The 22180-nt window shown below is 33.1% G+C and carries 20 protein-coding genes and 1 pseudogene; 8 read left to right on the forward strand and 13 right to left on the reverse strand.

Features of this window, described 5'->3' with window-relative positions:
• Nucleotides 1-8 precede the first annotated feature (8 nt).
• From J2X17_RS04610 to J2X17_RS04625, 4 genes are all read right to left on the reverse strand, one after another.
• Nucleotides 9-1646, reverse strand: coding sequence for a glycosyl hydrolase family 28-related protein (locus J2X17_RS04610; protein ID WP_310295144.1), 1638 nt, complete (start codon nt 1644-1646; stop codon nt 9-11).
• Nucleotides 1647-1879: 233 nt separating this feature from the next.
• Nucleotides 1880-3037: a mannonate dehydratase gene (gene uxuA / locus J2X17_RS04615; RefSeq protein ID WP_310295146.1), complete on the reverse strand. Its 1158-nt coding sequence runs from the start codon at nt 3035-3037 to the stop codon at nt 1880-1882.
• A 196-nt stretch (nt 3038-3233) separates the two neighbouring features.
• Entirely contained in the window at nt 3234-4046 is an 813-nt protein-coding gene (locus J2X17_RS04620; protein WP_310295148.1) for an SDR family oxidoreductase, read from the reverse strand.
• A gap of 188 nt (nt 4047-4234) precedes the next feature.
• A complete protein-coding gene (locus tag J2X17_RS04625; RefSeq protein WP_310295149.1) occupies nt 4235-4684 on the reverse strand; it encodes a NanQ anomerase/TabA/YiaL family protein in 450 nt (149 codons plus the stop codon).
• 167 nt (nt 4685-4851) lie between these two features.
• On the opposite strand from J2X17_RS04625, the gene J2X17_RS04630 reads away from it, so the two are divergent.
• The 5 genes and pseudogenes from J2X17_RS04630 to J2X17_RS04650 all read left to right on the forward strand — a co-directional run bounded on the left by J2X17_RS04630 (nt 4852) and on the right by J2X17_RS04650 (nt 9143).
• Nucleotides 4852-5916: a substrate-binding domain-containing protein gene (locus J2X17_RS04630; protein WP_310295150.1), complete on the forward strand. Its 1065-nt coding sequence runs from the start codon at nt 4852-4854 to the stop codon at nt 5914-5916.
• 116 nt (nt 5917-6032) lie between these two features.
• Nucleotides 6033-6671 (forward strand): annotated as a pseudogene (locus tag J2X17_RS04635) (HAD family hydrolase).
• A gap of 587 nt (nt 6672-7258) precedes the next feature.
• Complete coding sequence (locus tag J2X17_RS04640; protein WP_310295151.1) at nt 7259-7912, forward strand: hypothetical protein; 654 nt, start codon at nt 7259-7261, stop codon at nt 7910-7912.
• A 45-nt stretch (nt 7913-7957) separates the two neighbouring features.
• A complete protein-coding gene (locus J2X17_RS04645; protein WP_310295152.1) occupies nt 7958-8449 on the forward strand; it encodes a hypothetical protein in 492 nt (163 codons plus the stop codon).
• Nucleotides 8450-8768: 319 nt separating this feature from the next.
• Nucleotides 8769-9143 carry a SpoIIAA family protein gene (locus J2X17_RS04650; protein ID WP_310295153.1) on the forward strand — a complete coding sequence of 125 codons (375 nt, stop codon included), beginning with the start codon at nt 8769-8771 and terminating at the stop codon, nt 9141-9143.
• Between the two features lie 193 nt (nt 9144-9336).
• On the opposite strand, the gene J2X17_RS04655 is transcribed toward J2X17_RS04650, so the two are convergent.
• The 3 genes from J2X17_RS04655 to J2X17_RS04665 form a co-directional block, all read right to left on the reverse strand.
• Nucleotides 9337-9606 carry a PrgI family protein gene (locus J2X17_RS04655; RefSeq protein WP_310295154.1) on the reverse strand — a complete coding sequence of 90 codons (270 nt, stop codon included), beginning with the start codon at nt 9604-9606 and terminating at the stop codon, nt 9337-9339.
• A gap of 34 nt (nt 9607-9640) precedes the next feature.
• Entirely contained in the window at nt 9641-10039 is a 399-nt protein-coding gene (locus tag J2X17_RS04660; protein WP_310295155.1) for a hypothetical protein, read from the reverse strand.
• Nucleotides 10040-10236: 197 nt separating this feature from the next.
• Nucleotides 10237-10662: a hypothetical protein gene (locus J2X17_RS04665; RefSeq protein ID WP_310295156.1), complete on the reverse strand. Its 426-nt coding sequence runs from the start codon at nt 10660-10662 to the stop codon at nt 10237-10239.
• Nucleotides 10663-11044: 382 nt separating this feature from the next.
• On the opposite strand from J2X17_RS04665, the gene J2X17_RS04670 reads away from it, so the two are divergent.
• Both J2X17_RS04670 and J2X17_RS04675 read left to right on the forward strand, forming a co-directional pair.
• On the forward strand, nt 11045-13177 hold the full coding sequence (locus J2X17_RS04670) for a catalase (protein WP_310295157.1): 2133 nt from the start codon (nt 11045-11047) through the stop codon (nt 13175-13177).
• 37 nt (nt 13178-13214) lie between these two features.
• On the forward strand, nt 13215-13871 hold the full coding sequence (locus J2X17_RS04675; RefSeq protein WP_310295158.1) for a DUF6766 family protein: 657 nt from the start codon (nt 13215-13217) through the stop codon (nt 13869-13871).
• 104 nt (nt 13872-13975) lie between these two features.
• Here the strand turns inward: J2X17_RS04675 and J2X17_RS04680 are convergent, their stop codons facing one another.
• From J2X17_RS04680 to J2X17_RS04700, 5 genes are all read right to left on the reverse strand, one after another.
• Complete coding sequence (locus J2X17_RS04680) at nt 13976-14839, reverse strand: hypothetical protein (RefSeq protein ID WP_310295160.1); 864 nt, start codon at nt 14837-14839, stop codon at nt 13976-13978.
• Between the two features lie 176 nt (nt 14840-15015).
• Nucleotides 15016-15990, reverse strand: coding sequence for a hypothetical protein (locus tag J2X17_RS04685; RefSeq protein WP_310295162.1), 975 nt, complete (start codon nt 15988-15990; stop codon nt 15016-15018).
• 47 nt (nt 15991-16037) lie between these two features.
• Complete coding sequence (locus J2X17_RS04690) at nt 16038-16799, reverse strand: class I SAM-dependent methyltransferase (protein ID WP_310295163.1); 762 nt, start codon at nt 16797-16799, stop codon at nt 16038-16040.
• A 179-nt stretch (nt 16800-16978) separates the two neighbouring features.
• Nucleotides 16979-17461, reverse strand: a complete 483-nt coding sequence (locus tag J2X17_RS04695; RefSeq protein ID WP_310295165.1) for a hypothetical protein — start codon at nt 17459-17461, stop codon at nt 16979-16981.
• A gap of 177 nt (nt 17462-17638) precedes the next feature.
• Nucleotides 17639-18280: an 8-oxoguanine DNA glycosylase OGG fold protein gene (locus J2X17_RS04700; RefSeq protein WP_310295167.1), complete on the reverse strand. Its 642-nt coding sequence runs from the start codon at nt 18278-18280 to the stop codon at nt 17639-17641.
• 251 nt (nt 18281-18531) lie between these two features.
• Between J2X17_RS04700 and ku the strand changes: the two genes are divergently transcribed.
• Nucleotides 18532-19311: a non-homologous end joining protein Ku gene (gene ku, locus J2X17_RS04705; RefSeq protein WP_310295169.1), complete on the forward strand. Its 780-nt coding sequence runs from the start codon at nt 18532-18534 to the stop codon at nt 19309-19311.
• A 187-nt stretch (nt 19312-19498) separates the two neighbouring features.
• On the opposite strand, the gene ligD is transcribed toward ku, so the two are convergent.
• Nucleotides 19499-22045 carry a DNA ligase D gene (ligD, locus tag J2X17_RS04710; RefSeq protein WP_310295170.1) on the reverse strand — a complete coding sequence of 849 codons (2547 nt, stop codon included), beginning with the start codon at nt 22043-22045 and terminating at the stop codon, nt 19499-19501.
• Between the last annotated feature and the right edge of the window lie 135 nt (nt 22046-22180).

Raw genomic sequence — 22180 nt, forward strand, 5'->3', positions numbered from 1 at the left:
CAAACATATTATTTCAATCGCTTTTTCAATTGATAATCATACAACGAAGGAACTTTCTCCATCGAAGTATTTAAAAACTCAATATAAGCGTCCGGTTCGTATTTTACTTCGAATTTAGCACTTCCATTAACACCAATAATCCTCGCAAATGGTCCGTCTTTCATACCGTACAATAAAACTGGTTTTGAACTGTCAGCAGGTTTTCCGACCTGAACATTCAGATTCCAAAAGGTGCTGAAAGGCCCGTGTGATGGTTTCCAATAATCGGCACCGCCACCGCCAAATAATAAGTAGCTATTGTTTTTATCCGGATCGATATGAACTATAATATTATCAAATAAATTTTGATGATTTGCACCCGAATGCTGGTCTAATAATGGATCAATAAAAATTTCACAGTTCTGATATACATTTTTTGTTGCAAAAGTATTGAAACTCAAAGGATGAACTGTTTTATTATAAATTTTGAGATTCTTTACTAAAATATTATGTACACCGCCTAAAGTTACGGTATAATGTGCCATATGTGGTCCATCGGTTACAATATCCTGAATGGTAACATTCGCATCTTCTTCGGCTAAAATTCCGCTGTCAGCATTTGTGATGACAACATCTTTTACCCAACTATTGAAAACGCGGGTTAAGAAAATCGCATTATTTCCCGGTTCAACATGATGTGCGACTCTCGGAATATCGGGGAAAGTAAAACGAATATGTTCGATACCAACTTCGTTTAAATGTTTCCATTCGACCAATTGCGCCTGATAACTCGGCTTGACTGCAATTGTCAAAGGAGTTTTGATCGTGATTTTTGAGTTTGAAATTTTTGTGATTTCAACTTGCTGTCTTACGATTGGAAGTTTTGGGAATTTCCAATGGTGAGAACCCGGTTTTACTTTGGCACCTTTATATAAATCCTGAATGATTTCGCCACTTTCACCGTCTTTATTGAATAATTGAAGCTCGACAATATCACCAACTTTCAGTCCCTTTACATCCGAAACATTGATGATATGTTCACCCATATTTCCGGAGCTGACTTTTGCCAAAACATTCGGAGTAGGTTCGTATTTGTCAAGATATGATTTTACACGTTCTCCAGGAATCTGCGTCCAAATGAAACCCCCAGACCACGCATATTGCGAAAAAGCCAAATCGATATTGTTTTCCGCTTCGCGCTGTCTTTTATCAAAAGTGGTTAAATATTCGCGAAGTTCTGCCAATGATTCGGGATCTTTTAAATACATCATCGGTCTTGGGCAATAAATTTCGGTTCCGTTTTCGCCTGAACCAGTTCCTCGAAGTACAAAATTACTTCTCTCGATATATAAAATGTCACTCAAAATAATTCGCCCGGCAGGCAATTGCAAAACGACATTTCCTTCCGTAGAAGTTGCCGCTTTTATCGCTTTCAATAAAGCCTTGGAATCGTCTAAACCATCATTCGCCTTAACGCCAAAATCTGTCGCATTTATAATTTTTCCTGTCGATTCCGGAATTTGACTTTCGCCGAAGTGATAGCCAGCGTAACTAAAATCAGGAAGATAATTTACTTTTGAATCAGTTAGTATTTTGGGCGTTTGCTGCCCAAATATTATACTATTTACAAAAAGGGCGCAACAAATAATTACGGTTTGGCGGGTCATGGTTTTGTGGTTTTTTGGTTAGTTAGTGTTTGGTCTGCCACGAAGTCGCAAAGTTTTTTTGTTTCACGCAGATTTAGCAGATTTGAGCAGATTTAATTTTAAATAACTTTAGCAAATAATAATCTGCGCACATCTGCTTAAATCTTTTTAAATCTGCGTGAAATAATCCTTTTAATCTGTGGCAGTAATAAAACTTCGTGTCTTAGTGCCTTTGCGGCAAATAGCAGAAAACTTTATAAAGTTCTCTTAATTCCCATTTCAAGCCCTCGTAATTCGGCAAGCCCTCTCAAACGCCCGATTGCAGAATAGCCCGGATTCGTCTTTTTATTCAAATCATCCAGCATTTGGTGACCGTGATCCGGACGCATTGGCAACTTGCTGTTATTTCTTTTTTCCACTTCAAGAATCGCTTTTACCACTTCATACATATCAACATCGCCTTCAAGATGATTGGCTTCGTAGAAACTTCCTTCTTCATCTCGTTGCGTACTTCTTAAATGAATAAAATTCATTTTATCGCCGTGACGTCTTACAATTCCAGGTAAATCATTATCAGCGCGAACGCCGTATGAACCCGTACACATTGTAAATCCGTTTGATTTTGAAGGTGCAGCATTCATCAATTCCATTAAATCTTCTTCGGTACTTACGACTCTTGGCAAACCTAAAATCGGGTAGGGAGGATCGTCAGGATGAATCGCCATCAGAACGCCTTTGCTTTCTGCAACCGGAATAATTTCCTTTAAAAAGAAGAAAAGATTATCCTTCAAAGCCTGTCTGTCAATATGATTGTAAGCACTTAAAGTCACCAAAAAATCTTCAACAGAATACGCTTCTTCAGCACCCGGAAGTCCTGCAAGGATATTTTGCTGTAGTTTGACTTTGTCTTCGTCAGTCATGGCATGAAAATATTTTGTCGCTTTTTCGATTTGTATCGATGTGTATTCTCTTTCAGCTCCCGGCCTTTTCAAAATAAACAATTCAAAAGCCGCAAAAGCGTTAATATCAAAACGTAATGCTCTTGATCCGTCTTCAACTTCAAAAGACAAATCGGTTCTTGACCAGTCTAAAACTGGCATGAAATTATAGCAAACGCAATGAATACCGCACTCCGCAAGATTTTTAATGCTCTGTTTGTAATTCTCGATATATTGAAGATAATTCCCCGTTTGTTTTTTAATGTCTTCGTGAACCGGAATACTTTCAACCACGGACCATGTTAAGCCACCGTTTTCAATTTCGGTTTTTCTTTTGATGATTTCTTCAACTTCCCATACTTGTCCGTTCGGAATATGATGCAAAGCGGTTACGATTCCAGTAGCACCAGTTTGTTTGATATCTTGTAAAGAAACCGGATCATTTGGGCCGAACCATCTTAATGTTTGTTCCATTTTGTGTCTTTTTATTAGTTTCCTGCAAGTCCCGAAGCTTCGGGATAAAACCTTGTAGGTATTTATTAATTTTTTCAGGAGCTAGTTCCCGCTATCCGTTACAATCTTTTGTGCCGAACCCCGGCACAAAAGGATTTTCACTTCTATCGGGGCTAGGGCACTCATTTTCATAAGAACATTTCTAGCTAATTCAATTTTAAATACTCGTAGCAGCAAATCCACCGTCTACTACAACAATAGTTCCCGTTACAAATTTTGACATGTCGCTGCATAAAAACAGAAGCGCGCCGTCAATATCTTCGGGTTTTCCAAATCTTCCCATTGGAGTGTGGTCGATGATTTTTTCTCCTCTTGGCGTTAAATTTCCTTCGGGAGTTAATAATAAAGCTCGGTTTTGTTCTCCGATGAAAAATCCCGGTGAAATAGCATTGACACGAATTCCTTCCCCATATTTTGTAGCTAATTCAACCGACATCCACTTGGTGAAATTATCAATTGCTGCTTTTGCTGCCGAATATCCGACAACTCTCGTTAAAGGTCTTTGTGCCGATGTTGACGAAATATTAATGATATTTCCCTGTTTTTGTTTCGCAAAAAGTTCTGCAAAAACCTGCGAAGGAAGCATTGTTCCGATAATATTCAAATCAAGGACTTTTTGCAAATCCTCCGATTTCATATCATAAACTGCCTGATCCGGAGTAACAATAGCCCCCGGCATATTTCCTCCGGCAGCATTGATTAAAATATCAAGGCGACCGTATTTTTCCAGGATAAAATCTCTGGCTTTTTCCAGTTCTTCCTTAACTAAAACGTTGGCTTGTATCGCAAAAGCTTTTCCGCCATTATTTTCTATTGAAGCCACTGTGCTATTCGCTTTTTCAATGGATTGAGACACAATTCCGACAATAACGCCCTGTTTTGCCAAAACGTTGGCAAAATTGCTTCCCAATACACCAGCACCGCCAGTGATAAGAGCAATTTTTCCTTCAAGATTAAATATTGAATTCATTTGTAAGTTTTATTATTTATATTTTTTAAGCAGCTGTAAGCTCAAATTTCAGGTTTAGTTTTTAATAAAAGTCCCATCTAAAAATTCCAAATTCCAAACCTAAAAAAGGGCTACTTTATAATTTCAAGTTTTAAAAGTTGGAATTTGGTTCCGAAGCTTCGGGATTTAAAATTGGAATTTCTTTTTTTTTAAATTTTGACCTTAATTACAATTTTTTTCAACGTTCCTTCACCAATCATGGCTGCATGAACATCAGTAGGAAATAAAATTGCAAATTGTCCTTCCTGCAATTCAAAATACATATCTGGCTTGTCATGGAAGAAACGAACATCTCTTTCGTCGCTATATTCACCGTTTGGACTCACGCATTTTTCTCTTGGTTTCCAGGCAAAAGTTTCAGGACCTTTTACTGAAAACTGAATGTCGATATTTTTATCGTGGCATTCAAAACCTTTAATACTTTCTTCCTTTGTTGTTCCTTCTCCAGAAATCACAATTACTTTTAAACCTTCAGCAATTTCAATTGCGCCGTCTTCAAGATTTGCTAAATCAGTCTGACTTAAATAATCGAATGCTTTTTCGAAATTTGGATGTAAACTGCTATATTTTGCAGCATTACTTAAAACATCTATAATCATATTCTAAATTTTGTATTTGATTTTTTTTGAGTAAACTTTAATTTATTTACAACAACTTATTGTTTTGTATGTAATTTATGTATTTTTGCGTGTACGCACACGGTCTTTTACAAATGTATAGAAAAAGTTAACTAATACAACTTATCTATACTAAAAAAAATATTTTTTTGTGTTTTCAAAATCATTTTAACTTAAAAAGGTATATTATCATAACAATCAAGAAAATAGCAGCATTAGCCAATGTTTCGCCCGGAACGGTTGACAGAATCATCCACAATCGGGGACAAGTTGCACAGGAAAATGTTGATAAGGTGAATGCTATCATTGAACAATATGGCTATAAGCGTAATATTCTGGCGAGTAATCTGGCATTGAACAAGAAATTTCGTTTCGCTGTATTTCTTCCTAAATATGAAAACATTGAATATTGGAAAAGTCAGATTATCGGAATTGAAAAGGCTGCTGTTGAGTTTGGGAAATTTGGAGTTGTTCTGGAATATTTTTTCTACGATTTCAATATAGTTTCTTTTAAAGAATCTGTCGAAAAAGTATTGAATTTTGATTGCGACGGATTGTTATTTGCGCCTATATTTTATGAGGAATCAGTACGTTTTTTGAAAGAATATGAGAAGAAAAACATTCCGGTTGTCATGATCGATTCAAATATTTCTAGTGATGAAGAACATGCCTACATTGGACAGGATGCCTTTCAGAGCGGCTATCTCGCGGGAAGACTGATTAGTTTTGCCGTAAATAATGAAAGACAGGTTTTGATTTTTAAGATCACCCGTGAAATAGAGAGTACTTCGGTTTATTTGCAGCGTATTGATGGTTTTTATTCTTTTTTTAAAGATCACAACGAACTTACCAATTTTAAATTTTCGGAAGTTACTATTAAAGATTCCGGAATCGATCAAATGTCACTGGAAATGTTTTCAGGAATCAATAGTGTTTTTGTACCCAATTCAAGAGCTTATATTGTGGCCCGTTTCTTAGAACAAAACAATATTAAGGGGGTTCGTATTATTGGTTACGATTTATTAAAAGAAAATATCGAATACTTAAATAAAGGAATAATTGACTTTTTGATTAATCAAAGACCTGAAGAACAGGGTTATATGGGTATCAATCATTTGTATAAAAAATTGGTATTGCAGGAAAGTGTAGAGAAAGTACATTTTATTCCGTTAGAGATTATTTTAAAGGAGAATTACTTTCCTGTGAAGAGATAGTCATTGCGGGGAACGAAGCAATCGCACTCGAATAGCCAGTTGTTGATTTAGCCAATGAGGTTGCTTCGTTCCTCGAATGACAAATTTTAGTGTATAAATAAATGTAAATCAAGTATATGGAAGTTAAATGTATTATTTTCGATTGTGATGGCGTTTTGGTAGATACGGAAAAAATAGGCAATGAAATTCTGCTTTCAATGGCAGCTGAGCATGGTTTTGAAATGAAAATTGAAGATGCTTACAGTAATTTCAATGGCCGTAATTTAAAAGAATGTTTCCAGCATATCGAAAATACAATTGGCAATAAACTTCCAGAGAATTTCGAAAACGAATATCGCCAAAAGAGTTTTGAGGCATTTAAAACTCAGGTTTAGCCAATGGAAGGTGTCGTTGCTTTTATCGAGAAATTGAAAATTCCGTATTGCGTTGCTTCAAGCGGCCCTGTTGACAAAATCCGTTTAAATCTTGAAACGGCAGGTTTACTTGATAAATTTGAAAACAAAATATTCAGCTCCTACCAAATAAAAAGCTGGAAACCCGATCCCGGAATTTTTCTGCACGCTGCTAAAGAAATGGGTTTTAATGTTAAAAACTGTATTGTAATTGAGGATAGCAAAGCTGGTGTTATGGCAGGTATAAATGGTGGATTTAAAGTGTACGGTCTTGCGAACGATAATAATGCAGCCGACTTAAAAAGTGAAGGTGCGATTGTTATTAAAAATTATGAGGAACTGGAAATTATTCTCCAGCTCTAAGTTGTTTCTTTAGTCGTTTTCTGCCGATTTTGAAACATTTTTGATTCTCTTACCTTCCTTATGTAACTTGAAACCGTAGAGAAGTCCTCTTTTCTTCTCTTTTTTTGGGTGGTTTCACTTTTGATAGCTAAAATTCTTAAATTTTTTTGTAAAACACTTGTTTTCAGATATGTTAGCTATGAATTATTTTATTATTTAAAGAATTAAACAGGATATTTTTGGTTTCAAGTTATAAAATGAAACCATTAAAAATGAAACTTTTAAATATTTATTTTTTTATCTCGTTAGCTTTGAGGTAAGTAAGAATTATTTAAAATTTTTAGCATCATAATTTTTTTAAATGTTCATTTCTCTAAACCTAATTTGCTTAAACAAAAAGAAAAAAATGAGAATTAAATTACCAATAACATTAACTATTTACCCTAAAAACTTAATTTCTACGCCAAAACATTTGACTGAAATTTGGACAGAACTTTATTCTCCGTAGAAACGATTTTCTACAAAAACTATTAATTAATCCGATGCAAAAGTTTTCAAATTGAAACAAAAATGTATTCAAATTTTTAACCAAATTAAAATCAAAAATTATGAAAAAGTATCTTTTATTATTCGCAGTATTTTTCTTTTCGCTGGCAATGTCGGCACAAGACGCACATTCAGTTTTACTTAACCTGTATGGAGGTTACACTTTTAAGGACAAAGTCGATTTCGACTCTTCCTACGCACGTGTGGAAGATGGTTTTGAGTACGGTGCAGGTTTAGAGTATTTCTTTATGGACAATCAATCAATCGAGTTAAAATACAACAGATTTGATACCCATATGCCTTTATACACAAAGGTTCCTTTGCCTAATTTTGGTATTCCCGCTGGAGGACAGGTTAATAGCGGAGATGATAAAGGTGCTATTAATTATATACTAGCTGATTATACCTATTATTTTGCATCATCTGACTCTCAAAAAGCGATTCCATTTTTAGGTGCAGGTGCGGGGATTTCTATTCTTGAATCACCACAAAGCGGCAACGGAACTTATTTTGCATGGGAACTTAAGGCGGGTGTAAAAGTAAAAACAGGTTCACCATTATCAATTAATTTTAATGCTTATTTGCAATCGATGTCGGCAGCTGTTGGATATGACTATTATTGGGATTACTATTGGGGTCCTATAGCAGTTTCTGATTACGCATCAACATTTCAGTTTGGATTAGGAGCTGTTTTGAGCTACGATTTCAGCAAATAATCACTTAATAGAAAAGATAAAATTTTAATTCCTTAAAAAATAATTATGAAAAAAATATTTTTATTACTTGTCTTTGTTGCTGCTGCAAGCGGATATGCACAATCGAGTTCTAGCCTGTCAGATGATGTGGCAATAATTCAGGATATTTATGGTAAATCTAAGTCAGACTTAGTGAAACAATATATGAATTTGTTGGAACCTCAGGCATCAGCATTTCAAAAAGTTTATGATGAGTATGAAATAGAACGCAAAGTACTAGGCCAGAAGAAAGTACAGATCATTAAAGATTATGCAGACAATTATGCGACTCTTGATGATGTAAAAGCAGCCGAATTAACTGAAGCCAATTTAAAAAACACAGCCGATTTTGATAAACTGCTGTCTAAAACATTTGGAAAAGTAAAGAAAGCCGCCGGTGGTCGTAATGCAGCAAAATTTGTGCAGTTAGAACAATATTTACAAGTAACAATTAAAGCTGAAATTCAAAACTCAATTCCGTTTATAGACGAAATTGACAGATCAAAAATCAATAAATAAAAAAAAAAGGCAACTCTATCGAGTTGCTTTTTTTTAGGTTCAAAGGCTCAAAGGCTCAAAGGCTCAAAGGTTCAAAGGCTCAAAGGCTCAAAGGTTCAAAGGTTCAAAGAGGAAAGATTTTAGTTTTCTAAGTCAAAACTTTGAACCTTTGAGCCTTTGAGTCTTTGTACCTTTTAAAAAAAAAAGTAGTTATTTTATAAAAAAGTATTGAGATGATATAAAGAATAAAATGCATTTCAGAGTTAATTTTGATAGACATTTCATGAAATGTGAAATCATTATTAATCAGCATTTTAATAACATTCAAAATAAAAATATCATGATACATCAAATAGACACAACAGATAACATAGTCGCTTTTAGAGCTTTGGCAGAAGTAACAAAAGAAGACTTTCTGAGTGTAGTTGTTCCCGCTGTTGAACATTTAGTTAAACAGACAAACGAAATTAACTTTTTATTAGTTCTGGATACCGATCTTGAAAATTTTACTGCCGGAGCATGGTTACAAGATGCATTGCTGGGACTAAAACATTTGGGAAAATGGAACAGAGCTGCTATAATCTCAGATTCGGAAGATATTATTTCTTTCACAAATGGATTCAGTTACGTAGTTCCAGGAGAATTCCACGGATTTAAAAAAGAAAATTTTAATAAGGCACTGAATTGGGTAGAGGGCAACATTAATATTTCTTAGAAATTTGTTTCAAGTTTTATTTGTTTCAACTTTCCAGTTAGTTGGAGCGCAAATAAAAGCCACAAATTCACGAATGTTTGTCTACAATAATGTAGCATAATTCGCGAATTTGTGGCTTATTTATTTTTTGAGGTTCGTTCTATTAACTCATGCTGACTTGAAACAAAGAAAAATTGAAACCTGAAACAATTTTTTAGTGGTTGTATTCTATTCCACTGCTATCTGTTTTTTCTTTTTTCTCTTTATAAACTTTTGATAGTTTTTTATAGCACGCAGTTGCCAATAAAGGTAATGCAATACCGCCTACAATTGCTGCTGTTTTATTTTGTCCCGCTTTTTTAAGAACTGCTCCAAGTATAAGTGAACTTATTCCGGCGCAAACTAAATGTTTTGCAGACAGTTTATAAGATGTGTCAGGCGTTATTCCGTGTAATAGAGGGTCTATAAAATTTAAATTTTCCATGATTCGTAATTTATTTGATTTAACTTATTTGTATTTATTTCGATAGCTTTTCGCTATCTGTTTCATTTTCTATTTTCTCGATTTCTACTTTTTCTTTTTTAATAGCCTGTCGCAATAATGCAAAAAGACTCATATAGGCGTTTGCTACATAAACCAGCGAGAATCCTGCCAAAATGTAGCCTCTCCAGTCATTTAACAAAAGTTTATAATCACATAAAATCAAAAATCCAATTGTGATATAGTGACTAAAACAATATTCGCAGGTAAAAAGATAGAAGAGTTTTCTGGTCAATAATAGTTTGCTTTCTTTAGAACATTTAACGCACCATTCCCGTGGTTCCTTGAATATTTCTTCGTGAGTCACAGTCCAGCTGATACAGGCGATAGGAATAGCTAAAACAAGCAGCCAGATAATTTGCGTTGTTATATTCATGATTCTCCGGATTTTCTAATTCTTGATTTTTGTATAACAAAAAAATAAAGTTAGCTAATACCGAAAAATGTCAGCTTATATAGTTTTAGGATAATATTACAAAATTCGTATCTGCCAAACTGGCAAATGACAAAGACCGCTAAAATTAATTTTAACGGTCTTTGAGATTATAATTTATTTTATTTAATGAATGAATTTTATTCTCTCGTATGAGTTTCCGGAAAATGCTCATCATTTTCTTCGACATGATCGTAACCGGCATCGGTTTCTTCATCGTTGTCATCAAGATCGCCATCTTTATCTAAGCTATCATCTAGATTGTCAGGATCTTCATTGTCTTCGTCATTCGTTATTTTGTCATCTTCATTAATGACTTGTTCCTCATTCGGAATATTTTCATTTCGATTATAATCATTTACTTCATGATTAACATCATTTGAAAGATCTGGTTTGTACTGATCTGTCACATCATCTTCTATATATTGATTTTCGATTTGTTGATTATCATCCCCGGACAGATTTTCTATTGATGGATTAGTTTCGTTATCAACAATGGTATCTATATTTTCATCGTGAGAATTATGGTTTTCGTGACCATAATAGCTGTTGTTTTGATTTTCCATGATTATATGATTTTATAAGTTTCTATTTCAATAAAGCGATTTACTAATTCGCACTTTACAAATCTACCTCCGATTATCACTGATTATATTATAACAATATGCAATGTGATTGTATAATTTACAGCTTTTCAAAATATAAATTACGATTAGAATAGTATAAAGAGTTGTTATTTAAATCTCTTATTTTTTTCTATTTAAAAACAAAATAAAAAATAGTAGAACTAATGTTTTGTTGTTGAAAATCAAATATTTAAATCTTGTAATTTTTGAGTTAAATGATATAAGCAAAGGTATTTACAGAGGTTTACATTTGTTTTCACATTTTGTGTGAAATCAAAAAGCAATCCTGTTCAAACAGTATAAAAATTAAAAAACTCTGACGATGAAAAATTCAAAAAAAACAATTGGTAATACTTCTGATGAAAAGCAAAACGATTTGGATTTAAACAAATCAAATGCTGAAAATCAGTTCCTGACAACCAATCAGGGCGTTAAGATTAATGATAATAACAATTCTTTAAAAGCAGGCGAAAGAGGACCATCCCTGTTAGAGGATTTTATTTTGAGGGAAAAAATAACCAGCTTCGATCACGAAAGAATTCCGGAACGTATAGTTCACGCAAGAGGGTCTGCAGCACATGGTTATTTTGAACTGTATGAATCTATGGAACAATATACAAAAGCTGGATTTTTGACTGATACAAGTATCAAAACGCCGGTATTTTTGCGATTTTCAACTGTCGCAGGCTCGAAAGGCTCTACAGATTTAGCTCGTGACGTACGCGGATTTTCAGTAAAATTTTATACTCAGGAGGGGAACTACGACTTAGTAGGAAATAATATGCCCGTATTTTTTATACAGGATGCTATGAAATTCCCAGATTTGATACATGCCGTAAAACCTGAACCTCACAACGAATTACCTCAAGCGGCTTCTGCTCATGATACGTTTTGGGATTTTATTTCGCTAATGCCGGAATCTATGCACATGATTATGTGGGTGATGAGCGACAGGGCAATTCCGAGGAGTTTAAGAATGATGGAAGGTTTTGGTGTGCATACTTTCAGATTTATCAATAAAAATAATGAATCGCATTTTGTAAAATTCCATTGGAAACCTAAATTAGGAACACATGCCGTTGTTTGGGATGAAGCACAAAAAATATCAGGTAAAAATTCTGATTTTCATAAACAGGATTTATGGGAAGCTATTGAAGCCGGAAATTTTCCGGAATGGGAATTAGGTGTACAGATTATCCCGGAAAGTGATGAACACAAATTTGATTTTGACCTTTTAGATCCAACGAAATTAGTTCCGGAGGAATTGGTTCCGGTAAAGATCATTGGAAAAATGACCTTGAATAAAAATCCGGAAAATTTCTTTGCAGAAACAGAACAGGTAGCTTTTCATCCGGGACATGTTGTGCCGGGGATTGACTTTACCAATGACCCGTTATTGCAAGGAAGATTATTCTCTTATACAGATACCCAATTGTCAAGATTAGGTAGCCCGAATTTTCATGAAATTCCAATCAACCGTACTATTGCACCAATGCACAATAACCAGCGTGATGGACACATGCGTCAGGAAATTGCAACAGGGCGTGTGAGTTACCATCCGAATTCGCTTGGTGGCGGCTGTCCGTTTCAGGCAAAGATTGACGAAGGTGGTTTTGCCAGTTTTAACGAGCGAATTGATGCTCAGAAAATTCGTGAAAGAAGCGAAAGCTTTTCAGACCACTTTAGCCAGGCGATTCTTTTTTATAATAGCCAGACTCCAACAGAGCAAGGGCATATTGCAAAAGCACTGTCGTTTGAACTAGGGAAAGTAGAAACTGAGGCAATCAGAACAAGAATGTTGGGACTTATAGCTCAAGTTGATAAAAATCTGGCCGCAACTGTTGCCAAAAATTTAGGAATGAATGTACCGGCAGCTCCTGAAAAACCTATTAATCATGGAGTAGGAGCGGATGAAGAAGGAGAGAAACACGAACCTAAAAAAGTCAAACAGACTATTGAAAATTCTGATGCATTGAGTATGTTGAAAAACCCAACTTTGTCAAATACCATTGCGACCCGTCAAGTTGCTTTTTTATGTGCCGAAGGTGTTAACGCAGCTTCCGTAGATTCGATGAAAAAAGCACTTAAAGGCGCTGGCGCGAAAGCAGTAATCATTGCGCCGCATTTAGGAACAATTGTATCTGAAGAAGGAACAGAAATTAAAGTTGATCAGAGTTATCTAATTGCAGCGTCCGTACTTTTTGATGCCGTATTCGTTCCTGCAGGAAATGGAATTACGGAGCTTAAAAAAGTAAAAGAAGTTGCTGAATTTATTAAAGATGCTTACCAACATTGCAAGTTTATAGCGGCAGAAGGACAAGGGATTGATGTACTTCCTATTGATGCTGATGGTGGCGTTTTAACCAGCGAAAAAGCAGGAGATAATACTCTTGCCGGCTCTTTTATAGAAGCAATGGGAAATCATCGTTACTGGGAAAGAGAGAAAACTTTATAAAAAATAATTTTGAAATGTAATTTCTAAAATGCTCATAATGAAAAAGTTTATCTACCAGAATAGTTTGTCTATCGTTTTTTTGCTGCTTTTTGCAGGAGCTATGATCGGGCAGCTTGTTTTTGGGTTTGATGAATATAATAATGAGCTGATAGAAAGCGGTGGTCAGGTAATTACAATTTGTGATTATCTCACCACCGGACATTTCTTTGAAGCAACTTTTGAGAATTGGGAAAGTGAGTTTTTACAAATGTCTTTGTTCGTATGGCTCACTATTTTTTTGAAGCAAAAAGGCTCTTCAGAGTCTAAAGGTTTTGATGGTCCAGAAGAAGTAGATCGCGAACCTTCAGCCCATAAAAAAGATGCTCCATGGCCTGTGAAATCAGGAGGAGTATGGTTAAAAATTTATCAGAATTCCTTGACTATTAGTTTATTTTTACTCTTTATAATTTCTTTTATACTCCATCTTTACGGAAGTTTAAAAGATGAAAATACAATGAATATCTTAAAAGGGAAACCAACAGTATCTCTTGGCGATTATTTAGTTCAGACGCGCTTTTGGTTTGAATCTTTTCAGAATTGGCAAAGTGAATTTCTTTCGGTTTTTGCCATTGTCGTTTTATCCATTTTTTTACGTCAAAAAGGATCTTCACAATCTAAACCTGTTGATGCACCACACAGTCAGACAGGGGAGTAAAATTTTATTCCTAATTTACAATATTTACTGTAAAACTTAAGAGCTTAAACTGCTGTATTTTTGTGTGCACGAGCGAGACGCTCGCGCTAGCGGGGGGACAGTTTTTATCTCTCTATACAATCACAATTAGTATCACCATAGTAGCCAGCTTTTCTTTTTTCTGTTTTTATTTTCTTGAAAACGATTGTATCTGTAACTATTTGTTTAAGCCCACCTATATCTTGATTCGGATTTGTCTGTATAAAAAGCACCTTTATTTCATTTTCTAATTTGTTTACTGATATTGTTTCACAATTATCCTCTTTTTCCGAACTGTAAACTTGTTTTGAGTTATTTAATAATTTAAAAGAATATAAAATTCTGTCTGTTCCGATTTGAGTTATTGGTATTCTAAAATAAAAGATTGAATCTTTATGTTCTAATTTATAATTATGTTCAGAGCTACAGGCAAAATCAATTTTCACAATACTATTATCAAATAGTTTTAACTCTTTCTTATTAGGTTTATATAAGTATCTATTATAACTCAAAATATTTTCATCAACATAAGATCTTGGATAGAATGAAAAAAAGATGAAAGAATAAGAGAATAAATTTAGACTAAAGAGTAAAAAAAAATATTTCTTAATTGGTTTAATCTTAAATGTTATTCTATAAATCGATATTTCAAAAATTGATAATACAATTAAAGCGAATATGAGGATTATTGAAATAATTGCGGATTCACTTTTTTCATTTCTACTAAAAACTGAAATATTAGTGTTTTTGTAAATAGAGATTAAATATAAAATAAAGGAAAATGAAAAGAATACAAGATTGGGTAATAATGCTTTTGTGAATGAGTTTTTTTCTGTTTTATAATTTAGTTTTAAAAAGAAAAATGAAACTCCAACAGAAACAAAAAAGAAGAATATAAGTGTAGTGATTAATGATAAAATTTCTTCAAAAGATTGATTTAAATGATACATTTAGTTCTTTTTGGGTTAAGTTTTGTAAAATTGCTCCCAACGTCTTGGTATTAGAGTGGGTTTCGTGCTAAATTAAGCCCATTCTTCAGATTTGCCAAATCATCGAAATATAAAACCATATTTCCATTAAACCAATTGCCCAAATCCGTTGTAGAGCTGTTACCAGCAATAATTATTTAATCTTCTGTTACGTAATCAAAATTTCCATCTGCAGGTATTGTTAAAATTCCTTTTTTATTCATTTCGTCAGTTGATTGTGTATAAATGAAATGATACCACCAAATAAAAAATTCTTCAAAAGATATTTCTTTGTCATACCCTAATTTTGCATATATCTTTTTACTATAATCTCTTTCATCCTCTAAAATTTTTAATAAGTCAGGCAAGTAGATTTTAGCCATTTCATCAAAAATTTTGTTGTCTGATTTTGAAATTAGATTCTCAGATGAAGATATTTTTAAATTAAGTCTGTTATTTCCATAGACGCTATTATATTTATCTCCAATTTTTTGAGATTGATTGCCATAAATCCCAAAAGATTCTATTTGTGGATTTGTATTTTCGCTGATTTTGTAATAATAATGCTTTCCATGTCTTAAAGGTCTGTCTTCTTTCTTAAGAAAATCTTTTTCAACATTATCAATTTGCCAAGAATCTAATAAAACATCACTTAAAATCAGAAATGACCATTTTTGAAAATTTTGTTTTTTTGAAATTTCAGTTTGGTCAAATTGTGATTTTATTTCAGATAAATTTTTAGTTATTGATTTTGTGATTTTTTTAGAAATGGGTTTTGCATATTTATAAAGTAATTTTCCATCTTCTGCGTCGGAAATGAAAACTGTTGGTTTGTATTGATTATTTATTCGATGAAGCCAATTTTTGGATTCTAATAAGGAAATTAGATTTGACATTTTTTCGTCATTAAACTTTGTATAGTTTTGAAAGTCATTTGGAGAATAACCTTTATGAAGTGTAAATAAAAACACATCCAAACTATCTTTTTTTACTCTAAAATCCGGAAAATTATCTCCTCTCGAAATTAGAGATTGTTCTATTTTTATTTTAAAAAATTGGTCAATCTTATTTTGAGCATTTATATATTTTCCTAATAATAGAAAAATTAATATTAATAATTTTGGTGTTTTCATTATTTCTTTTCTTGTATTATTGCTGGTAACGGCTGTTAGGTGTAGTTTTATTTACGTCCTACATAAACTGAAATTGGGTATGAAAAATGAATTTCATTTCCAATTAGATGCGATTCAACGCCTAAATTGTTTTCAGTTAAATCATTTTTAAAGATTTGTCTCAACTTTTCATCATCCCCTTCTTTTGGAAAAGATGCAGAAAGTTGTCTTTCAAGTTCCATTTCAACCTTGTAAGATGCTCTCTTTAAATTTGTCAATTCAAAAAAGGATAAAAGTTCTTCAAATTCTTCAAAAGTCAAAGCCTTCGTGTGAGAATTGTCTCTTATAACTTCCATCTCATTAAACGCATTTACTTTTTCTTTTGATAAAACTACATCAGCAATCAAAATTCGTCCATTTGGTTTACAAACTCTATACATTTCAGATAGGACTTTTTTTGGTTCTAAAAAATGATGAAAGCTATACCTTGTAATCACTAATGAGAATGAATTTGAACTATATGGTAATTCTGTAACATTGCCTAAATCCCACTTCATATTTGTCAAACCTAAGTTTTTCTGTCTTTCTTGGGCTTGTTCCAGCATAACCTGTGTTATGTCTATTCCTGTTCCATGGATTGCCGTTTTTGCGAACTCACAAAGCACAAGTCCTGGCCCACAGGCAATATCTAAAACATTGTCTTCTGGCGTCAATTCAGCCATCTCTTTAAGTATTTCAATCGAATCTAAATGCCCTGATAGTTTTGTGAATGGAATGGCTTGTTTAGAAAATTGCTCCACAATCTTTGCGTTATGTTCTTCAGTATTCATCGTATTGATTTTAAGATTTCTGATTTTTAAAATTACTCCTAACGTTTTGGTGCTGCTAAAGCGGGTTTGGGACTAATTTAAGCCCTATTTTCGGATTTGTCAAATCATCACAAATACGAAACCAGCTTTCCATTAAGCCTAATACTCAAATACATAGGATTATCTGTTAGTGGCAGATATTAATCTATTTTCTTTAAGTAATATTTTCTTTTGTTCATTGATCCTTGAATTTTTCGAACAATTTTGCCTGTTACAATATTATAAACTATTAGTTTATTTTGCTTTATTTTATATTTCAAATGATAAGGAATACTATTTTCATACTTCAAATCATATGAATGCATATTTCGATATTCATTTGTATCTACTTCTTTTGTAAGTATTTCGCTGAACGATAAGTTGTCTTTTGATTGATCGTATTTCAATTTGTCAAATTTTATATATGCAATATTATTTGAGACTTTAAATCGTCCTGTTAAGTTTTCATTCATTAAATCTCCAGCCATACGATATTCAGTTGTGCTGTCTGGATTAAATTTTATCTGAGTGACGAAAAAACCATGCACAGCAAAATTCGATCTATAGGTTCCGATAAGGTTCTTTCTTGAATTACATGAAATCAATAATAAAAATAATATAGGTAAAAATGACGTATTTTTCATGTAATTATAATTTCAAGTTTCCAGAGCCAATTGCCACTAACGTCTTAGTTCTACAGCGGGTTTGAGATTAAATTAAGCCCATTCCTCGGATTTGCCAAATCTTCCAAATACAAAACCAACTTTCCATTAAGTCGATTGCCCAAATCCGTTGTAGCTGTTATAGCCAGTATTTTCTATTTAGAATCTTTGCTCAAATAAAAACATTTCTAATGATTCTGCGTCGAGATTCAATTCTGCTGAATATTTATGCATTAATGTGTTATATATTTTATAATGTACAAATTTGGATGATGGAACAACTTCAACTATTTCAAAAATTTCTGGTGTTGTACTTAATTTTATAAGAGATTTAGCTACTCTAATGTCATAAATCAAGGCATATTCTTTATAATCGCACGCTTTTGTAGCAAAGTATAAAATTTTAGAGATGTAACTTATATTTAACCCTTTTATAGATTTTAAACTTTTATAAGCCAATTCTAAATTATTGTTTTTAACAGCTTCAAAAGATTTTTGAATCAGGTTTTGATTTTTTTCTTCTGCTATGTAATTGTTTGTTCGGTACGTTCCATATCCAGTATCAGCAAATCCCCAAATCATTGTCAATAAAAATGGTTTTTCCCAATTTGATTTTCCAATATAAAAGTTTTGAAAAGAATCAATTACGTCTTGTCTTGATATATCTACATTTTCAAATTCTGAAATGAAATTTGTAAATTTTGGATTCAACTTTTCCCACCTTTTTCTATTATACATAAACTTGGAATTAGTTAATGGTTTCAGATTTTTGATGATTTCCTTGTAAATTGAAATATTCATTTTTAGCAGTTTTTTAATATTGTCTATAACTTGTATATATGTGTAACATAATCACACAAAGCTACCCAAATCAAGGTAGATACGTATGACGCTAATCACACAATATTTATTTCAAATATATCATTTTCTTTTCCAATTCATTAAAAGCAAATAACATTTCAACTCATTATTCTATAAAACATTCCCGATATCCTATAACATAAAATTAATCTTCTGATTTAATTTTAAAGTCAATTTAAAATGATGAAATCATGAGAGCAATATGGACAGGTTCAATCAGTTTTGGTTTGATTAATATTCCGGTGAAAATATTTTCGGCAGTGCAGGAAAGCAATCTTGATTTGGATATGTTAGATGCGAAAGATCATTCACACATCTTATTTAAGAGAGTAAATGAAAGTACCGGCAAAGAAGTTAATTACGGAAATATTGTAAAAGGCTACAAAATCGAAGACAAATATGTAATTCTTGAAGATGAAGATTTTGAAGCTGCGGATGCCATCAAAACTAAAACCATTGATATTGAAAGTTTTGTTTTGGAGAAAGAAATCGAAAGCATTTATTACGAACAGCCGTATTATCTCGAACCTGATAAAGGTGCTATGAAAGCGTATGCCTTACTTCGTGATGCGCTTGCAGCATCGGGCAAAGTAGGAGTGACCCGTTTTGTTTTGAGAAGCAAAGAAAGTCTGGCGATTTTAAAACCGTATAAAAATGTGATTGTTTTAAACCGAATTAGATTCGAACAGGAAATCAGAAATACAGCAGAATTAAAACTTCCTCCGGCGTCTTCAACCAGTGCGAAAGAAATGGATATGGCCGAGAAATTAATCGAACAGCTTACAGAAAAATTTGATATTAGCGCTTTTAAAGATGAATACACAGCCAAACTTCTGGATATTATTAAAAAGAAAGCCAAAGGAAAAGTTTCTAAAAAAGCTCCCGATTTAAAAGTTGTTCACAAACAATCTGATGATCTTATGGAAATGCTGAAAGCAAGTTTAGAAACTAAAAAGAAAAAATCATCTTAGAATCTAAAATAATACAACTTCCGTTTTATTTTTTACCATTAAGAGATTAAGAAAGTTAAGTTTTGTGTTCATAGAACCTGAAAGCATAATAATTAGTTAAGAAAATTAAGTAAGAGAGTCTTACTTTATCTTAATATCTTAATGGTGAAATATTTACAACCTTTATTTGTGAAAATTAAATAAAGTCTTACGTTTTATCGCGATCTTCAATTTTCTTGATAATCTTTTTAACGTTGGCACCTTTTGCTAAAACAGGTGTCCATAAATCACCTTTTTTCTCCAAACGACTTAACATGTTTTTAATGGTAAATTGCGATGGATGCAACTTATCATTTACCTCACTCCATTCTAAAGGAGTGGACACTGTTGCTCCAGGTTTAGGACGCACAGAATAGGGTGCCGCTAATGTCTGGCCTTTTCGGTTTTGCAGATAATCCAGATAAATTTTATTTTTTCTCTTTTTGATGCTGCGTTCTAAAGTCGTTAAATCCGGTAATCGGGACTGCACTTCTTTGGCAATTAATTCGGCCAGAATTTTTGTAGAATTATAGTCATATTGTGCCCCTAGCGGAATATAAACATGAAGTCCGGAAGCACCTGAAGTTTTACAAATACATTCTGTTTCCAGTTCATCCATAACTTCTTTTACAGTTAAAGCTGTTTTAACGACTTCTGAAAAATCTTGTTGATCGGGATCAATATCAATGACAAGCCAGTCCGGATTATCAAGATGCAGAATAGTAGAATTCCACGGATTAATTTCAATGCAGCCCAAATTTGCCATATAAAGCAAAGTTTCCTTATTGTTGCAAATCAGGTAATTAACATCAGCGTCATTAGATTCTGAGAATATCTTTTTGGTTTTTAACCACGACGGACTTTTATCAATATCAATCTCTTTGTGATAAAAACTCGGACCTTCAATTCCGTTCGGGAATCGATTCATAGATTGGGGACGATTTTTAAGATAAGGCAATATAACATCAGCAACTTCATTGTAATATTGCACAATATCGCCTTTTGTTATGTTATCTGCAGGAAAATATATTTTATTCTGATTCGTCAAATGAAGCACCGTTTTATTCACTTTCAGATCATAATCATTTTCTGTTTTATTTTCTTTTTCGTTTTTTTGAGTGTCATCCATGGCTTCTTTTTTTACTTCTTCTGAATTTTTAGAATTATTCGAAAATACAACCTCACTAGCTTTTTTGTCTATTCTTAAACCAAGATATATGGGATGTCGGAGATGGTTGTCATGTGTCCATTCGGAGAATTTTATCTGACAAACTAATTTTGGTTTTACCCATTGAATTGTATCTCTAAGTCCTGTTTTTTTGCTTAAAGTTGAATCTGTAGTAAAATAGGGTTCTAATTTAGTGTACAATTCTTCCAGGATTTGGTCTGTAAAACCCGTTCCGCATTTTCCAATATATTGAAGTTTTTTTCCATCATACTGCGCCATTAGAATTGCACCAAAAAACTTCCTTGAATTTTTAGGTTCGGTAATCCCAATAATAATCACTTCTTCCTGATTCGAAGTTTTAATTTTAAGCCAGTCATGGCTTCGTTTATCAGAGAGATATATACTGTCTGCTTTTTTGGCAACGATTCCTTCTTCTTTATTTTTTGTGGCAAGTTCAAACTGTTTTATTCCCTCTTTAATAGTATGATCAGCATAAAAAATATTTTTGAATTTATATTTATTAAAAAGGATTTTCAATAGCTCTTTTCGGTCGATTAATGATAATTTGGTAATGATGTTATCTTCCAGATTCAATAAATCAAACACATAATATTTTAGGATACCCTCACCCGTTTTAAGGTAATTTTGAAGCATTTGGAAACTTGCTTTTCCATCTTCGTCCTCAACAACAACTTCACCATCTAATACCGCTGTGTAGTCAATTTTTTTTAATTCCTCGACAATTGGTTTAAAATTAGTATTGAAAGAAATCTCATTACGGCTATACAATTCAACGTCTCCCTGATTTATAACAGCAATCGTTCTGTAGCCATCATATTTATTTTCAAACACCCAATCTTCATCATCAAAAGCCTTATCAGTAATCGTGGCTAGCATTGGCTTGATAAAAACTGCTTTTTTCTCGCTTTGGTGAGGTTCTTTTAAAATTTGCTTCTGATCAGCTGAAGTTATTTTTTTAGCTTTTTGCTGTAATTCTTCTAAAGTTCTGTTCGAAATGACAGATTTGTTGTGATATAATATATCGCTATCAGACGCAAATTCGTCACTTTTTTTGATTAATAACCAAGCATTTTCTTGTTTTCCGGTTAATTTTACTAAAGAAAATTCTCCTTTAAGTTTTTTGCCCTTCAGAATAAAACTTAAACGGCCTTTTTTCAGGTTGGCCATTAAAGTTTTTTCAGGTGAATCTGTTTTTTCTGCGGGTACGTACGTTCCGTTATCCCAAACAATTACATTTCCGGCACCGTAGTTTCCCGTAGGAATTGTGCCTTCAAAATCTTTATAGCTGTACGGATGATCCTCAACCATCATCGCCAGACGTTTTACTTCCGGATTCATGGACGGACCTTTAGGAACTGCCCAGCTTTTCAGAACACCATTTATTTCCAGTCTGAAATCATAATGCAAATGCGAAGCGGCATGCTTTTGCACCACAAATATCAGTTTATTGACAGATTTTTCAACTTTACCCTTCGGTTCCTGAGTTTGCTTAAAGTCTCTTTTTTTATTGTATTTAGAAAGTGACATATCTTGAAAATTGATTGGTTAGCAATAGAAAAATGTTTTGGTTTTTTATAACAGCTGAAACCTTAAAAATTTCAACGCTGTAAGTATTTATTTTGCCTGTTAGTACTAACAAATTTAGGCTTGAAATATGATTTT

Source organism: Flavobacterium aquidurense, from assembly GCF_031458035.1.
GTDB classification, from domain to species: domain Bacteria; phylum Bacteroidota; class Bacteroidia; order Flavobacteriales; family Flavobacteriaceae; genus Flavobacterium; species Flavobacterium aquidurense_C.

Coding starts and splice junctions, on each gene's coding strand:
- J2X17_RS04610 (WP_310295144.1), bottom strand. CDS start 1,646: ATGACCCGCCAAACCGTAATTATTTGTTGCGCCCTTTTTGTAAATAGT.
- uxuA (WP_310295146.1), bottom strand. CDS start 3,037: ATGGAACAAACATTAAGATGGTTCGGCCCAAATGATCCGGTTTCTTTA.
- J2X17_RS04620 (WP_310295148.1), bottom strand. CDS start 4,046: ATGAATTCAATATTTAATCTTGAAGGAAAAATTGCTCTTATCACTGGC.
- J2X17_RS04625 (WP_310295149.1), bottom strand. CDS start 4,684: ATGATTATAGATGTTTTAAGTAATGCTGCAAAATATAGCAGTTTACAT.
- J2X17_RS04640 (WP_310295151.1), top strand. CDS start 7,259: ATGAAAAAGTATCTTTTATTATTCGCAGTATTTTTCTTTTCGCTGGCA.
- J2X17_RS04645 (WP_310295152.1), top strand. CDS start 7,958: ATGAAAAAAATATTTTTATTACTTGTCTTTGTTGCTGCTGCAAGCGGA.
- J2X17_RS04650 (WP_310295153.1), top strand. CDS start 8,769: ATGATACATCAAATAGACACAACAGATAACATAGTCGCTTTTAGAGCT.
- J2X17_RS04655 (WP_310295154.1), bottom strand. CDS start 9,606: ATGGAAAATTTAAATTTTATAGACCCTCTATTACACGGAATAACGCCT.
- J2X17_RS04660 (WP_310295155.1), bottom strand. CDS start 10,039: ATGAATATAACAACGCAAATTATCTGGCTGCTTGTTTTAGCTATTCCT.
- J2X17_RS04665 (WP_310295156.1), bottom strand. CDS start 10,662: ATGGAAAATCAAAACAACAGCTATTATGGTCACGAAAACCATAATTCT.
- J2X17_RS04670 (WP_310295157.1), top strand. CDS start 11,045: ATGAAAAATTCAAAAAAAACAATTGGTAATACTTCTGATGAAAAGCAA.
- J2X17_RS04675 (WP_310295158.1), top strand. CDS start 13,215: ATGAAAAAGTTTATCTACCAGAATAGTTTGTCTATCGTTTTTTTGCTG.
- J2X17_RS04680 (WP_310295160.1), bottom strand. CDS start 14,839: ATGTATCATTTAAATCAATCTTTTGAAGAAATTTTATCATTAATCACT.
- J2X17_RS04685 (WP_310295162.1), bottom strand. CDS start 15,990: ATGAAAACACCAAAATTATTAATATTAATTTTTCTATTATTAGGAAAA.
- J2X17_RS04690 (WP_310295163.1), bottom strand. CDS start 16,799: ATGAATACTGAAGAACATAACGCAAAGATTGTGGAGCAATTTTCTAAA.
- J2X17_RS04695 (WP_310295165.1), bottom strand. CDS start 17,461: ATGAAAAATACGTCATTTTTACCTATATTATTTTTATTATTGATTTCA.
- J2X17_RS04700 (WP_310295167.1), bottom strand. CDS start 18,280: ATGAATATTTCAATTTACAAGGAAATCATCAAAAATCTGAAACCATTA.
- ku (WP_310295169.1), top strand. CDS start 18,532: ATGAGAGCAATATGGACAGGTTCAATCAGTTTTGGTTTGATTAATATT.
- ligD (WP_310295170.1), bottom strand. CDS start 22,045: ATGTCACTTTCTAAATACAATAAAAAAAGAGACTTTAAGCAAACTCAG.